At 52.8% G+C, this 14,174-nt stretch carries 17 protein-coding genes; 10 read left to right on the forward strand and 7 right to left on the reverse strand.

The genetic code is table 11. The features are described 5' to 3' along the window. Positions 1-5 precede the first annotated feature (5 nt). Positions 6-776, reverse strand: a complete 771-nt coding sequence (locus tag O0S09_RS01690) for a DnaJ C-terminal domain-containing protein (RefSeq protein WP_268922162.1) — start codon at positions 774-776, stop codon at positions 6-8. A gap of 94 nt (positions 777-870) precedes the next feature. Between O0S09_RS01690 and O0S09_RS01695 the strand changes: the two genes are divergently transcribed. From O0S09_RS01695 to O0S09_RS01725, 7 genes are all read left to right on the forward strand, one after another. Further along, on the forward strand, positions 871-1,758 hold the full coding sequence (locus tag O0S09_RS01695; RefSeq protein WP_268922163.1) for a methanogenesis marker 12 protein: 888 nt from the start codon (positions 871-873) through the stop codon (positions 1,756-1,758). Between the two features lie 178 nt (positions 1,759-1,936). After that, positions 1,937-2,482, forward strand: a complete 546-nt coding sequence (locus tag O0S09_RS01700; protein WP_268922164.1) for a pyruvate ferredoxin oxidoreductase subunit gamma — start codon at positions 1,937-1,939, stop codon at positions 2,480-2,482. Then, the gene (locus tag O0S09_RS01705; RefSeq protein ID WP_268922165.1) at positions 2,482-2,748 is read left to right on the forward strand and encodes a 4Fe-4S binding protein; all 267 of its coding nucleotides are present in this window, start codon (positions 2,482-2,484) and stop codon (positions 2,746-2,748) included. The genes O0S09_RS01700 and O0S09_RS01705 overlap by 1 nt, the downstream gene beginning before the upstream one ends. Further along, positions 2,749-3,906 carry a pyruvate synthase subunit PorA gene (porA, locus tag O0S09_RS01710; RefSeq protein ID WP_268922166.1) on the forward strand — a complete coding sequence of 386 codons (1,158 nt, stop codon included), beginning with the start codon at positions 2,749-2,751 and terminating at the stop codon, positions 3,904-3,906. After that, positions 3,907-4,797 carry a thiamine pyrophosphate-dependent enzyme gene (locus O0S09_RS01715; RefSeq protein WP_268922167.1) on the forward strand — a complete coding sequence of 297 codons (891 nt, stop codon included), beginning with the start codon at positions 3,907-3,909 and terminating at the stop codon, positions 4,795-4,797. A 51-nt stretch (positions 4,798-4,848) separates the two neighbouring features. Further along, positions 4,849-5,496: a YIP1 family protein gene (locus O0S09_RS01720; RefSeq protein ID WP_268922168.1), complete on the forward strand. Its 648-nt coding sequence runs from the start codon at positions 4,849-4,851 to the stop codon at positions 5,494-5,496. Between the two features lie 74 nt (positions 5,497-5,570). Then, positions 5,571-6,215, forward strand: coding sequence for a YIP1 family protein (locus O0S09_RS01725; RefSeq protein WP_268922169.1), 645 nt, complete (start codon positions 5,571-5,573; stop codon positions 6,213-6,215). A 20-nt stretch (positions 6,216-6,235) separates the two neighbouring features. On the opposite strand, the gene O0S09_RS01730 is transcribed toward O0S09_RS01725, so the two are convergent. From O0S09_RS01730 to O0S09_RS01750, 5 genes are read right to left on the reverse strand one after another with little or no spacing between them, the layout of a single operon-like run. Beyond that, on the reverse strand, positions 6,236-6,928 hold the full coding sequence (locus O0S09_RS01730) for a DUF5803 family protein (RefSeq protein ID WP_268922170.1): 693 nt from the start codon (positions 6,926-6,928) through the stop codon (positions 6,236-6,238). After that, the gene (thrC, locus tag O0S09_RS01735; RefSeq protein WP_268922171.1) at positions 6,871-8,070 is read right to left on the reverse strand and encodes a threonine synthase; all 1,200 of its coding nucleotides are present in this window, start codon (positions 8,068-8,070) and stop codon (positions 6,871-6,873) included. The genes O0S09_RS01730 and thrC overlap by 58 nt, the downstream gene beginning before the upstream one ends. 33 nt (positions 8,071-8,103) lie before the next feature. Then, a complete protein-coding gene (locus O0S09_RS01740) occupies positions 8,104-8,862 on the reverse strand; it encodes a metal-dependent hydrolase (RefSeq protein WP_268922172.1) in 759 nt (252 codons plus the stop codon). Between the two features lie 51 nt (positions 8,863-8,913). Beyond that, positions 8,914-9,450: a hypothetical protein gene (locus O0S09_RS01745; RefSeq protein ID WP_268922173.1), complete on the reverse strand. Its 537-nt coding sequence runs from the start codon at positions 9,448-9,450 to the stop codon at positions 8,914-8,916. Beyond that, entirely contained in the window at positions 9,383-9,715 is a 333-nt protein-coding gene (locus tag O0S09_RS01750; RefSeq protein WP_268922174.1) for a hypothetical protein, read from the reverse strand. The genes O0S09_RS01745 and O0S09_RS01750 overlap by 68 nt, the downstream gene beginning before the upstream one ends. A 173-nt stretch (positions 9,716-9,888) precedes the next feature. On the opposite strand from O0S09_RS01750, the gene O0S09_RS01755 reads away from it, so the two are divergent. From O0S09_RS01755 to O0S09_RS01765, 3 genes are read left to right on the forward strand one after another with little or no spacing between them, the layout of a single operon-like run. Then, entirely contained in the window at positions 9,889-10,905 is a 1,017-nt protein-coding gene (locus tag O0S09_RS01755) for a ComEC/Rec2 family competence protein (protein ID WP_268922175.1), read from the forward strand. Continuing rightward, positions 10,902-11,132 carry a DUF3006 domain-containing protein gene (locus O0S09_RS01760; protein WP_268922176.1) on the forward strand — a complete coding sequence of 77 codons (231 nt, stop codon included), beginning with the start codon at positions 10,902-10,904 and terminating at the stop codon, positions 11,130-11,132. Before O0S09_RS01755 ends, O0S09_RS01760 begins: the two co-directional genes overlap by 4 nt. A gap of 4 nt (positions 11,133-11,136) precedes the next feature. Next, a complete protein-coding gene (locus tag O0S09_RS01765) occupies positions 11,137-12,078 on the forward strand; it encodes an alpha/beta hydrolase (protein WP_268922177.1) in 942 nt (313 codons plus the stop codon). A 4-nt stretch (positions 12,079-12,082) separates the two neighbouring features. Here the strand turns inward: O0S09_RS01765 and O0S09_RS01770 are convergent, their stop codons facing one another. Beyond that, positions 12,083-13,555, reverse strand: coding sequence for a flippase (locus O0S09_RS01770; protein ID WP_268922178.1), 1,473 nt, complete (start codon positions 13,553-13,555; stop codon positions 12,083-12,085). Positions 13,556-14,174: the final 619 nt, after the last annotated feature.

Here is a 14,174-nt window from a genome sequence, read left to right on the forward strand (position 1 = left end):
GCAGTTCACTTCCCGAAGAGGCCGGAAAGAAAGCCCTTCTTTTCCACAACCTCGATCTCGATCACCAGATTGCCGCGTTTCTTCGGCGACATCACGCCAAGGCCTTTGCCTTCCGGAGGAGAGAAACGGTCCCCGGTTTTTACTCCGGCAGGAACCGTGACCCTGATCACTTTGTTGAACAGCAGCTGCACGGGAACCGGGCCGCCGCGCTCCGCCTGCTTGGGGGTAATCTGCAGGGTATGGATCAGGTTGTTGGTCGCATCCTCGATCTCCCAGTTCTCCTGCGGGACAACCTTCAGATTGACGTACAGATCCCCGCGGGGTTTGCCGGGTTCAACCGGAACACCGTACCCCTCAATGCGGTAGCGGCGGACACCCGGATAGACCTTGACCACCACCCGCTCGCCTGCAACCTTCATCGGGATTTTGCCTTTTCCATAAGCGGCAATCGCCATTGAGACCGGATAATCGGTTTCGATATCCCCGCCTTTCACCGGCATGCCGCACATCTTTTTTCCACGCGGTGTTCCTGCGGCAGGTTCGTCGCCGGACAGCTCCGCGTCGTAGGCTGCACGTTTTTCCGGGTGGGAAAGGATCTCATAACTTGCCATGATCGCAAGCAGGCGCTCATTGTACTCATCCTGTTTTGCCTCGTCGGTTCCCGCACGATCAGGATGATACTGTTTTACCAGCGAGACATAGGCCTTTTTGATCATCTCGGGCGTTGCATTCTGCGGAATGCCCAGAGTCGTATAGTGGGTAATGGTTTCGGCCATGAACTGAGAATAGATTGGAGGGGTGAAATCATAATCTTACTGGGAAAATGCGGGAGACCAACCATTATCATGACTTCGTCCAAATATAATTCTCATGTACATTGGGATTGATCACGGAACAACCTCCCTCCGGTTTGCCGCAGACAACGGAAAGCGGTTCAAGATGTCCCGTGAAGCAGCGAAAGAGTTCACCATCGACGATCTGCGCAAACTCGGCCCCGTCGAAGAAATCTCCGGAATCGCGCTCTGTTACTCGATGGGCGACAACTTTACGCAGATAACGCCGGTTGACAGACTGAAGAACCGCGGCATCATTACCCGTGACGGTGCGGGCGAACACATCGGCGGAGGAACACGCGTCTTTGATGCGGTAAAAGACTCCGGCATTCCGGCGGTTGCAATCCCCGGGATTCATCGGGGTTCGGACACGGATCCGCGGTTCAAGATTTACTCGCATCAGACCAGTCCGGAAAAACTCGGCATCGCCTATCTTGCAGCAGAAACACTCGGCGACACCTTCATTGTCTCCGACATCAGTTCAAACACCGTCTCCCTTCTGGTGGCAAACGGAAAAGTTATCGGAGCGTTTGATGCATGCGTGTTTGCGCCCGGAACACGGCACGGCGCACTTGATGTGGATGCAATCAGAAAGGTTGACGCAGGAGAACTCACCGCAAACGAAGCCTTCACCACCGCAGGCGTGATGTATCATCTGGAAGAAAAATATCAGAATCCGGCCGTGGCCATGTGGGCCGCAATGGAGTGTGCATCCCTTGCACTGCTCGCACCCGCCGCACCTGTTGCTCTTGCCGGAAGTCTTGCCCCCGATCTTGCCGAGGAGATCTCCGCGCTTCTGCAAAAGCCGGTCATCGTCTATGATGAGTGGGCAGCGTCCGACGGTCTCGCCCGGATCGCCCGGGATGTCTTTTCCGGAGCAAAACAGATTCTCGGTATCCCTGTTTCTCCGGCACTCAGAAGATAATGTTTCGCAAATCGTCGAACTTATTTTCGACCAAAAGAAAGATAAGCCGAATAGAACAACCAATCCCAAAAAACAGGATATTCAAACCTATTTTTAGAAAATACCTCCGAATTGACGGCATCGGCGGAAACACTAAATTCATATTGATTAATCGTGATAAATTATACTGGTTATTCACGTGAAAGAACTACGCATCCATGGGAGAGGCGGACAGGGATCCGTCACGGCTGCGGAACTCATTGCAACCGCAGCCTTTGCCGGCGGTGTGCACGCCCAGGCGTTTCCGGCATTTGGTGTCGAGCGCCGCGGTGCACCCGTTCAGGCATTCGTGCGGTTCAGCAACGAGAAGATCCGGCTGAGAAGCCAGGTCTACGAGCCGGATTATATTATTGTACAGGACAGCACCCTCATTCGCGACGTCAACGTATTCGCAGGAATGTCTGAGGGAGGAATTGCCATCATCAACACCGAAAAGAAAGGAGAGTACAACCTTCCCGCAGGTGTCAGACTGATCATCATTGATGCAACGCAGATTGCCCTGGAAGAGATCGGCCTGCCCATCACCAATACCACGCTGATGGGAGCATTCGCCGCGGCAAGCGGTGAGATCACGCTGGATGCGCTGAAAGGCGCAATTGAGGAACGGTTCCCCGGAAAGCTTGCAGCGACCAACTTCGCCGCAGCAAAGCGGGCATACAATATGGTTTTGGAGGGAGCAGTCTAATGGCGCTTGGAATAGGATGCACAGCACGGCCCGGCCAGTCCAGAAACAACAAAACCGGATCCTGGCGGGTCTTCTACCCGGTTCTGGACAAGGAAAAATGTACCAAATGCGGAACCTGTCAGCTGATCTGTCCGGAAGGCTGCATCAACCAGATGCCGGACAAAAGCTATGAGATCGATCTTGACTTCTGCAAAGGGTGCGGCATGTGTGCGGCGGAATGTCCCGACAAAGCCAAGGCAATCACCATGCACAAGGAGGAAAAATAAATGACACTTCAGATTATGGAAGGATCCATCGCCGTTGCAGAGACTGTCCGGCTCTGCCGCCCGCAGGTGATATCCGCATATCCGATCACCCCGCAGACACATATCGTCGAAGGTCTTGCCTCCATCGTTGCGGATGGACGGCTTGACGCGGAGTATATCTGTGTGGAGTCCGAGTTCTCCGCGCTTTCCGCCTGTATCGGTGCGTCCGCCGCAGGAAGCCGTGTCTACTCTGCAACCACCTCGCAGGGCCTTGCCCTGATGGCCGAGGTTGTCTTCAACTCCGCAGGTATGCGGCTCCCGATTGTGATGGGCATTGCCAACCGTGCAATCTCCGCTCCCTTATCCATCTGGAACGATCAGCAGGACTCCATTATGATGCGGGACTCCGGCTGGCTGCAGTTCTATGCAGAGGACAATCAGGAAGCAGTTGACCTTCATGTCCTCGCCTACAAAATCTGCGAGGATCACAACATTCTGCTTCCGGCATTCGTCTGTTTCGACGGATTCATTCTCTCACACGTGTTCGAGCCGGTCGATATCCCCTCACAGGAAGAGGTGGACGAGTTCCTCGGGCCCTTCACCCCGTACCAGAAACTCGACGTCAAGGATCCGATCTCATTCGGTATGTACGCAACGCCTGAATATTATCTGGAGTTCCGGTACGAACACGATCAGGCAGTCCACCGGGCAGCAGACGCGATGCGCAAGTACGGCAAAGCGTTTGGCGAGAAGTTCGGCCGCGACTACTCCGAACTTGTCGAAGGGTACAAACTCGAAGATGCGGATGTTGCGATCGTTGCCATGGGTTCCATCTGCGGTACCACCAAGGATGCAATCGACGAGATGCGTGCGGAAGGCAAGAAGGTCGGCCTCTTAAAGATTCGCTGCTTCCGTCCGTTCCCGGCAGAAGACATCGCAAAGGCACTCGCCCACGTCAACACCATTGCTGTGCTGGACAAGAACGTCAGTCTCGGTGCAAAGGGTGCGGTCGCCATTGAGGTCAAGGAAGCCTGTTACGGTTCCGGTATTCCGGTCTATGACTACATCCTCGGCCTTGGCGGACGCGACGTGCGCAAGAAGGATATCAAAAAGATTGTAGAACTTGCCGAGAAAGGTTCCGGCGATATGTTCTACGGACTGCGCGAGGAGTTGTTATAAATGGTAGATCGTACAATTGAAAACTTCGACTGCGGCCACCGCGCCTGCGGCGGCTGCGGGGCGTCATCTGCGGTCCGGATGATCCTGAAGGGAGCAGGAGAAAACACCATCGTCGTGAGTCCGACCGGATGTCTTGAGGTGTTCTCCACTCCGTATCCGGAGACCGCATGGAAAACGCCCTGGATTCACTCGCTGTTCGAGAACGCATCGGCTGTTGCGTCCGGCATTGAGGCGTCCCTGAAAAAACAGGGACGGCTTGACAAGGAAAAGATTCTCGTCATCGGCGGAGACGGCGCGACTGTGGATATCGGTATGCTCTGCATCTCCGGAGCATTCGAGCGCGGTCATGACTTCACCTATGTCTGCTACGACAACGAAGCCTACATGAATACCGGTATTCAGCGTTCCGGTGCAACCCCGTATGATGCGGACACCACCACGTCACCGTCCGGCGCATGTTCAACCGGTAACAACCGGCCCAAGAAGGATCTCCCGCAGATTCTCGTTGCCCACGGTTCCCCCTATGTGGCAACAGCCACGATGGCATACCCCATGGACCTGATGAGAAAAGTCGAGAAAGCTATGAACACACCCGGTCCCTGCTACATTCAGGTACACGCACCCTGCTGTACCGGATGGGGATTCGACGGCTCCAAGACGATGGAGATCGGCAGAATGGCGGTTGAGTGCGGTCTGTGGCCGTGCTACGAAATGGTTGACGGAAAACTGACATCCGTCAAGAAGGTCAAGCGTGTACCGGTCGATGAGTATCTCAAAGCCCAGAAACGGTTCCGCCACCTGTTTAAACCGGCCCGAAACGATGCAGAGGTTGCAAAGATTCAGGCAATTGCCGATGCCAACGCCGCAAAGTACGGCATTGACATCGCATAAATTCTTTTTTTTCCAAGCGCTCTTATCCGAAGAGATCCAATATAGACTGCAATGACCTTTGCAGCAGACATACTTTCCCTGCTTTTCCATCCAAAGGAGTTCTTTGCAGATGCATCCCGCACGCAGTCCTTGAAACTGCCGCTGATCTATACCGCCGTATATGGAATCTTCGCCGCAGCTGTCGCCTACCAGGTATCCGCAGCCTCCGCAGCGCTGATCGGCATGCCGGACGCCGCCGGAGTGCTTGGCGCGGTCGGCGCGGTAACCGGATTCATCATGGCCTTTCTCATATGGGTCATCGTCGCTGCATTCTTCTTTGTGTTCGTCAAGTTCATCACGCATACCACTGCCGGATTCAAACCCTTCCTTTCCGTTACCGGCTATGCCTCACTCCCGATTCTGATAGGAACAGTTCTCATGCTTCTTGCAGGTGCAGTATCTCCCGGAATATTTGACGGGTGGACGGGCTATCTGCTGAATATTGTGGTGCTGTTCTGGTGCATGCCGATCTGGATCTACGGATTTGCAGCCGCCGGCAACGTTCCGGTACGTGCTGTTTTCACGGCACTGCTGATTCCGATCATCATCATGGCCGCATACACCGCATATGAAACCTATACGACCATCGAATCACTGAAAACCCTGGCGGCAACGGGCGGCATGAACGGCATGCAGATATCAATGCAGCCGCCGCGCTAACCTTTTTTTTGTGTATCCCGGAAACTGCTCGCTACATTAATACGCAATGTAAAACAAACATTACAATTAGTAATATGGAGATTACTAATGCAACAAAAACACTGCTGTTTACCCAACAGCAGTTCTTCCGAAATGAGTCATTTCACGGACGGATCGCCCTTCCGGCTCTCCTTATCATACTCTATGCTGGGACTGCCGCAGTATTTACCGCCGGTGTGAATGTTTCAGGACTGGCAGGAAACTTCGTACTCAATCTCATTGCCTGGCCGCTTGTTGCGGCACTCTTTTATTTTTTCCTCAGAGTGATGGGGCATGTCGAATGCGGATATGTCCCCGTCCTTGCAGTAACCGGCTATGCCGCAGTACCGCTCCTGATCGGAACAGTCCTGACCGGAATAATCAGCTCAACAGTCGGTGGATTTTCCGGAGTGCTGACAGCACTGATGAGTGCTGCCATTCTTCTCTGGTGTATCCCGATATGGGTGTACGGCATTGCCGCAGTAACAAACCTGCCGGTGAAATCCGTACTGGTTCTGTTGATCATCCCGGTACTGCTGATCTTCGCAGTTGAACTGTGGGGCACGTTTGCAGGCGGAACCTCTCCGGCATCCGGAATGCCCGGAAACGGAGGAGGAGGAGGAGTGTCAACGAGTATGACCCGGGGACCAGCCGGCGGAGGAATGGTGATGGGAACGGGCGGCGGAGGCGGCCCAAGATAATTCTATTTTTCAAAAAAAGATTAGAGATACTGATCTGCTTTTCGTCTCAGCCGCCAGTACCGGTATCCTACAGCACAGAAGAGAACAAACCACAGACCCATACAGATCACGAAGTACTTCTCATAGCTTGCAGGATAAAACCGCATCTGGATATCGCGTTTGTCCGTCCAGACGACAACCGTTTCATACTGCGTAGCATTCGGGACAATGCCCTGTTCCTGCAGCTGTGTCGTCTCCTCATCAATCAGATATGTTTTACCGTCATTGCTTACGGGACCAAGAATCAGGTTGTTTGTATGAAAGCCTGCCGGAAGAAACACCGTGGTATTGAACGGTGAGAGATACTGCGCATACATCAGATACCCGTCAAGCGGTGCATCATAGACAAGCGTATAGTTTCCTTCCGGAAACGCTATCTGCATGGAATTCTTCTTCGTGGCGTTTACAATAGTCCCGTTCTCCGCAGTAAGTGTAAGGTTCGTTACTTTCAGTTCCGCTCCCTCCCCGATGAAACCGGGAGAGATCAGCATATAACCGCTCTGGTTTACCAGAGTGACCTCTGCGGAGAAGGATGCCCCGTTCTCCGCAATGTAATACGTCGCCGTGTTCGCGGATGCAGGGACAATCAGCAGTATGCCTATCAGCAGTACTGCAGTTACAGCACGGAGAGCAGTGCCTCGATGGTCGGGTCGATCTCGATTGGCGGAGCGCATTGCTTAATCACCGTTTCCGGATCCTTCAGGAGGTGGCCGGTAACCACACAAACAATCTTCTCTTTGGGATCCAGCATGCCCTGCTCGGCAAGTTTGCGGATACCGGCAACCGACGCGGCGGATGCCGGCTCAACACCGATACCCTCATAGCGGGCAAGATCGCGCTGCATGGCAAGAATCTCCTCATCGGTTACGGACTCTGCGCATCCCTTCGTCTCGCGGATTGCGCGAAGAGCCTTCTCTGCATTTACCGGTGCACCGATACGGATTGCGGATGCAACCGTCTCCGGGTTCTGCTCCACCACAACCTCCGGCAGGTTGCCTTTGATTGCGTTGACGACCGGCATCGCACCCTCTGCCTGAATTGCCGTCATCATCGGCAGCGTGTCGATGTAGCCGACATCGCGCCACTCGCACAGACCCTTATAGACCGCAGAGATGTTTCCTGCGTTGCCGACCGGCAGAACAATTCTGTCCGGTACACAGCCAAGCTGATCAACCGCCTCAAACCCGATGGTCTTCTGACCCTCAAGCCGGTACGGGTTGATGGAGTTTAAGAGATAAATGCCGTGGGTAACGCAGAGCTCGTGCACCATCTCCAGAGCGCGGTCAAAGTTGCCGCGAATCGAGATGACCTTTGCCCCGTGCATCAGTGCCTGGGCAACCTTACCAAGCGCAACGTGACCTGCCGGCAGCAGAACAACCGCCGGCATTCCGGCTTTTGCCGCATATACTGCCATTGAGGCGGAGGTGTTGCCGGTGGAAGCACAGGCAACAATATTCTTGCCGAGCTGTTTTGCCATCGAAACACCGAGCGTCATGCCGCGGTCCTTAAAGGAGCCGGACGGGTTCATACCCTCGTGCTTTGCATACAGATTCGGCAGTCCGAGTTCTTCACCGATCTTTTTCAGGTGGTAGAGAGGGGTTCCTCCCTCCTGAAGGGTAACCGGCTCAATTCTGACCGGCAGGAACTCCTTGTACCTCCAGACGGAGATAGGGCGTTTCTGGAGTTCTTCATGGCTGACGGTGATCTTATCGAGATCATATTTGACGGCCAGGAGATGACCGCACTTTTCACAGTTGTATACAATTGCGTCCGGAGGATACTCCGCACCGCAGTGGACACAGACGAGACGATACATGCTGTATGTATTTGGTGTTGAAACGTTAGAATGTTATTCCCAGACGACTTTTTTCGCCGGTACTCCGGAAATTTTCAGAAAGACGATCCAGAGAGCCGCAGGCACGAGAAATGCCGCCCACTTCGCATACCCGGCAGGGATTTTTCCCATAAAAAATCCAAGAAACACCACTGCCGCAACAACCACAAGAACAACCGCAAACATCTTGGGCCTGATATCGGATCCGTCTCCTACGACGGTTCCGCGAATGCGGCGAAACCGGAACGGATAGAGATAGTGAATGCCGGAGTTGTCGCAGGTATCTTCCAGGAGATGGAGGAAGCAGCCGAGCAGAAACGCGGCACCAAATATCCAGATGAGAACATGGTCCCGCAAAAATTCCAGAGGGGGGATGTACGAAAGCACATAGCAGAAGAGCCACAGCCAGAGCGTCAGCAGCGCCGACATGCAGATGATGCCGATCGGCGAGTGCGGCAGTTCGCGGTGCCCCTGTTTCGGGAGAATTTTCTGACCGAAGATGCCGACAAAGATGATCGAGAGCGGTTTGTAACAGAAGAGGTAGAGGAAGTAGCCGATCACCGGGGTCAGGAAAAATCTCCTGCCTTTTGCGCCGGGAATTGCTGCGTGGAAGATCGCAGAGCCGCGGCCTTTGTCCACGTCCGGCGCAATCGATCCAAAGAAGATGCCGAGCAGAATCACAAGCGACCATGACCAGTGGATGAGCCCTGCAACAGGGGCGAGGATGACAAGACCGGTCAGGAGGCTGAGCAGTAGATGGGTTGAGCCTTTCACGGATAAGTATTGGCGGGACCGGAAAAATAATTTCTTGGTGAACAAAGTACGTCAGTACTTCTTCTCAAAAGGTTTACCAAGATAATGCCGAGGAGGATGCCCCGATATAAAGCACATCCCCATTCCAGTCCTGAAAGGATTGTATAACGCTTCAGAGGTTGCCGGAGTGTAAAAATTCTCTCCCACGAGATCAGAACGCACAAAAAAAGCATTGACCCCGGAAATATTAGTACCCACTAACTGATAATTTTTGGATTTCGCCAATGTTTCCAATGCTTTTAATGATGCACCATGCTGATCTGAACCATCCCATATATGATCAGGATCATACTGCATTATCCAAGAAAAATCCCCAGGAAATTTAGCATTATACTCAATAATGACAACACGCGGATTGAGTACGTGAATATTTTCAAAAACGTAATAATCATTTCCATCTATATCTACAGAGAGCAGATCGATTTCACCAGTAATTCCCCCCTTAATGAAAAGATCGTTAATATTGTCTTTACTAATAAATTCATTGAGGACGTTTAATTGCGACCCCCCCCCCAAGTATTGATTTGAATTCTTTCCTAATATACTCACAGGATGTTTTATCCCCTTCGATCCATAATCCTCTCCATCCCTGTAAGAGCAGATAATGAGTATTGTTTTCTAATCCGTCTCCCACACCAAATTCGACAAAAACCTTGTTTGTAGTTCCAATTCTTCTAAATATTTCCGCGATGATTCCATCTTCATCATTTTGTGAATACACTTTATAACCAAATTTCTCAAGCCTCAAAGGATGGATATATGGTTCAGAACAAAGAAGTTCTCTCCGAAATTTTTCAGACTCCAAATATTTCATAGATTGGGGCGTATTCCACAGAAATTCACGAAGACGAGCTAAGAATGATTTAATCATTATCTAATTAGAGGTTATATTTGGAAATATAAGTATCGACATGAGATGAAAGCGTGAAAACATGCAAAACAAATAATACATAAGTGTTTTCAAAGAACACGTATTAAGTAAGTATCATGGCGAAGAAGTCAGGACGAACCGGCGGGCAGCGCCGGAGAAAATCACAGAAGATGCAGAAACAGATTACGGGGATCCTTGTGGTAATTGTTGCCGCGGCGTGCCTTCTGATCTTCGGCGGCGGAGTTCCGGGCTCCGCTCCAGAACTTGCGCCGCTGATCACAGATGAACATGCATTTGCGATGCATGCAGTTGATGTGGGACAGGCGGATGCGATCCTGCTTTCCAAGGACAACACGTACGCATTGATCGATGCAGGCGAGACGATGTCCCCTTCAGAACGCGAGGCGCGGGAGAAACTGTTCATCTATCTTGACTCGCTTGGTGTGAAACGACTGGAGTTCCTGCTGCTGACGCATCAGGATTATGATCACATCGGCAGCGCGCTTGATGTGCTGAAACGATACGAAGTCGGTACCGTCTATGACAACGGCATTACCCACACCTCGGCGACCTACGAGAAGCTGATGCAGTACATTCTTGAGGAAAATATTTCCTACCGTGTGGTCTCCGCAGGAGACAAAATTCCTTCGCCGTGGAACGAGGTGACGCTGGATGTTCTCTCGCCGCCGAAGGATTTGATTATGGCGGGAGCGAAACCGGACATCAATGAAAACTCTGTGGTGGTGAAGGCGACCTACAAAAATGTGTCCTATCTCTTAACCGGTGATGCGGAGAAGAAGGCTGAAGAGGCGATGCTTGCCGCAGGAGCGGATCTGAACGCCGACATTCTGAAGGCGGGACATCATGGAAGCTCCACGTCATCGACGAAAGCGTTCCTGAACGCGGTGCGTCCGGCAGTGATTGTGATGAGTGTCGGCGAGGGAAATGAGTACGGCCATCCGCACAAGGAGCCGCTGGAGCGGTTTGTGCAGATGACGAAACACATCTACCGGACGGATATGGACGGGGATGTGGTGGTGACAACCGACGGCGAGGTATATTCTGTGGTGACACGCAAACCGCATGTGTATGAGAATGTGATTGTGCCAAACCAACCCGCAGCGGAGGCATGATGGAGAAGCTGCTGGTTACGGTTGATGCAATTGAGGGAGACAAAGCGTCGCTTCTTCTCCGGATGCCGGAGGAGGAGCGGCCTCTTGCGATTGTTCCGCTCGCACTGCTGCCGGAGGGTGTTTCTGCGGGAGATATTCTCTCTCTCTCGTTTCACGCAGAGCCGGAGCTGACGGAGGCCGCGCGGAGACGGGCAGAGGAGCTGCACAAGCAGCTTCTGCGGAGATAAGCGGATGCAATTCACGCATGCATGGGATGACTCACGGCTGAACGAAGAGGCACGGGCATTCCTCAGAACACGGGAGGAAGATCTCGGCGACCGGTGGGCAAAAATTGTGCGGGACGCTATCTCCGGCAACTCAGCAGAACTGCGGCGCGTCCGGAGCAGACGGGCAACGGATGCTCCTGTTCCAGAAGGTGTGGTTGTGGTGGAAGCAGATGCGAACGGTGTTCCCGTGCGGTTGTATGTTCCCGCGTCCACCACGCCGCCTAAAAAGATCGTTCTCTATTTTCACGGTGGCGGCTGGGTTATCGGCAGTGTGCAGAGCTGCTCGCGGTTCTGCGGGGAACTTGCACGCGCGGCAGGAGTGGTTGTTGCTGCTGTCGAGTACCGGCTTGCACCGGAGTTTCCCTATCCCGCGGCAGTCGAGGACTGCCAGACGGCATGTCTATGGATGCAGGAGTATGCGGCAGCGTACGGCGGGGATGCTGCGCAGATCTATGCCGCAGGAGACAGTGCGGGCGGTAACCTCGCAGTTGCACTGGCGCAGGAATATCCGCTGAGCGGATTGATGCTGTTTTACCCGGTGGTAACACTTTTGTCTGAAGACTACGGAGTATCATGGCAGGAGTTTTCCCGCGGCTATGCGCTGGATGCGGATCTGATGGAAGCGTTTGCCGAGGCATACGTTCCCGACGCGATGCGGGGTGACGTACGTGTATCGCCGCTTTCCTGTGCGGATCTTTCCCGGCTGCCGCGAACGCTCTGCATCACAGTGGAGTGTGATATTCTGCGGGATCAGGGGGAGAGGTTTGGTGAACGACTACGGGAAGCGGGTGTCTCGGTTACGGAACGATGTTTTGCGGGGGCCGTGCATCTGTTTGTGACGGTTGCCGGAATGGACGGGGACTTTTGGCGCGGTATTGGGGAGTGCGCGGCGTTTTTACAGCAATAATTCATTAGAGCCAGCACGGCCAAGGAAGTCCGAACTGTTTTGCAAGGTCCGCAATTTCGTCGTGAATTTCCCGGTCCAGTCTGAACAGGACAACAAAGTAGAGAACTGCCCCCGCCGCAACTGCGATGAGGACCAGGAAAACATTCGTGAGCGGGATAAACTGCAGGTAGACGAGGATAAATGCCGCCATCAGTAATGCACTGAAGACGATGTGGGCTGCGGCACGAAGGTCACAGCGGACGTCGACATAGTGTTTGAGGTAGTGTCTGAGGAGGACTGCGTTGAGTGTGATGCTGAGAAGCGAGGCAACCGCAGCCCCTTCGATGCCGATGATCGGAATCAGGAGAACGTTGAGGACAACGTTGAGGATAGCCGCCGAGCCGCTTGCATAGAAGGACTGGCGGGCATGATCGATGGCGCTGAGGGTTGTTCCAAGGAACACCATGAAGACATTCACGATCTGTAAGAGAAGCAGAATGGCACAGGCCGTCCCGCCTACGGCGAAGTCTGCACCGTAGAAGAAGTAGAGCAGACGCTCGGAAAGCAGAATGCCCCCTGCGGCGGCCGGTACTGCGAGCAGAAGTCCGTAAGTGATGCTTCGCGTTAAGATTCCCGGTATCCGGGTGAGATCGCCTTTGGCGCTCCAGTTGCTGAACTTCGGAGTAAGTGTTCCGGCAATCGCGGTGGTGATGAACGTGCCCGCGGTGGTAAGCTGCAGTGCCACGCGGTAGACACCGACGTCCCCGTTTTCCATGAAGTAGCCGATAAAGATGGTGTCGGCATAGGAGAAGATAAGAGAGCCGCTGCCGATGAGGAAGATCCAGAGCGAGTAGGTGATGAGGCTTTTAAGATGACGGGTGGTGAACCGTGCGGGCCGGAAGGTGAAGTATTTGAGGCAGAATATGCCGGATATGATAATTGCGATGATGAAGCCGCCGAAAAGTCCTGCCACCGAGTAGCCGAGAAGGACGGCAACGATCTGAATGAGGATGCGGGCAAACTCATTGACGCCGGTCGCGAGATTTCTGATACCGACATGACCGAGGCCGTAGACGCCCATAGTGATGGTGCCGCCGAAGAATGCAGCGGCGAGTGCTGCAATAATCCAGTGGACGAGTTCATACTCTTTGAGGTCAACGAAGTACGGGCTGACCGCAAGGAGCACCAGTGTGGAGACGATGATTAAGAGGAACCGCAGCGTTGCATACGCGGTGAGGTATGCGTTCTGATCCTTTCCCTCGGAGATGCGCTTGACGGCTGCCCCGCCGAATCCGGCATCGCCGATCATGTTGAAGACGCCGTAGTAGGCGAGGAAAAGATAGTAGACACCCATCAGGTCTTTACCGAGAATGTGGGAGAAGAGCATGGTGGAGACAAATCCAAAGAGCGTAACAGCGATGGTTACGCCGAGCTGGATCATGCTCTGGCGCTGGATGGGCGGAATTGCGGAGATGCGGTTGATGAGTTGCGGGGGCATCTTTGTTGTGGAATAGTGTTGGTGTTCGGGGGTTAAGAAGGAGGTGGGGAGATACCTGCTGATTACGATTTTTCCTGTGTGATGACGATCCATTTTCCATTTTTGTCGATGGATTTTATCTGTGCTTTGGGGTCGTCGACAAGTTGCATCCAGTCGGAAAAGAGCCGGCTGCACTATCCTCATGTGCAGGGAGCCAAGAGTAAGAATTTATGGAGGGAATAATTCCAAGGGGGAGAAATTCAAGGGATGGTTCAGCAGATGCGGCACTGTAGAGTGGATTATAATAGGAAGTATCATTGGTATTGTACTTGTCATACTTTATTATATATTAGTTCCTCTTTCTTTAACGGTGTAATTAAAGAAACTATAAAAACACACCCTAAAAACCACCATATTTGAATATTTTATGACTAAAATACCCCCATACAGGATATAAAAAAGCAAAGAATAAGATTTCACTTGGATCCAGTGTCAATACCCATACAATTTTATCAATGACAGTGTTTGCGAGAAATAAAGAAAGGTTCAATAGCTCTATACAGGGATGTGTTCTTTTCCGGAGACGAACTGCATTGCAAGCAGACAGGGAGTACGTGTATGGGGAGAAGCTGATGATGCT

Source organism: Methanocorpusculum vombati, assembly GCF_026891935.1.
Taxonomy (GTDB): Archaea; Halobacteriota; Methanomicrobia; order Methanomicrobiales; family Methanocorpusculaceae; genus Methanocorpusculum; species Methanocorpusculum vombati.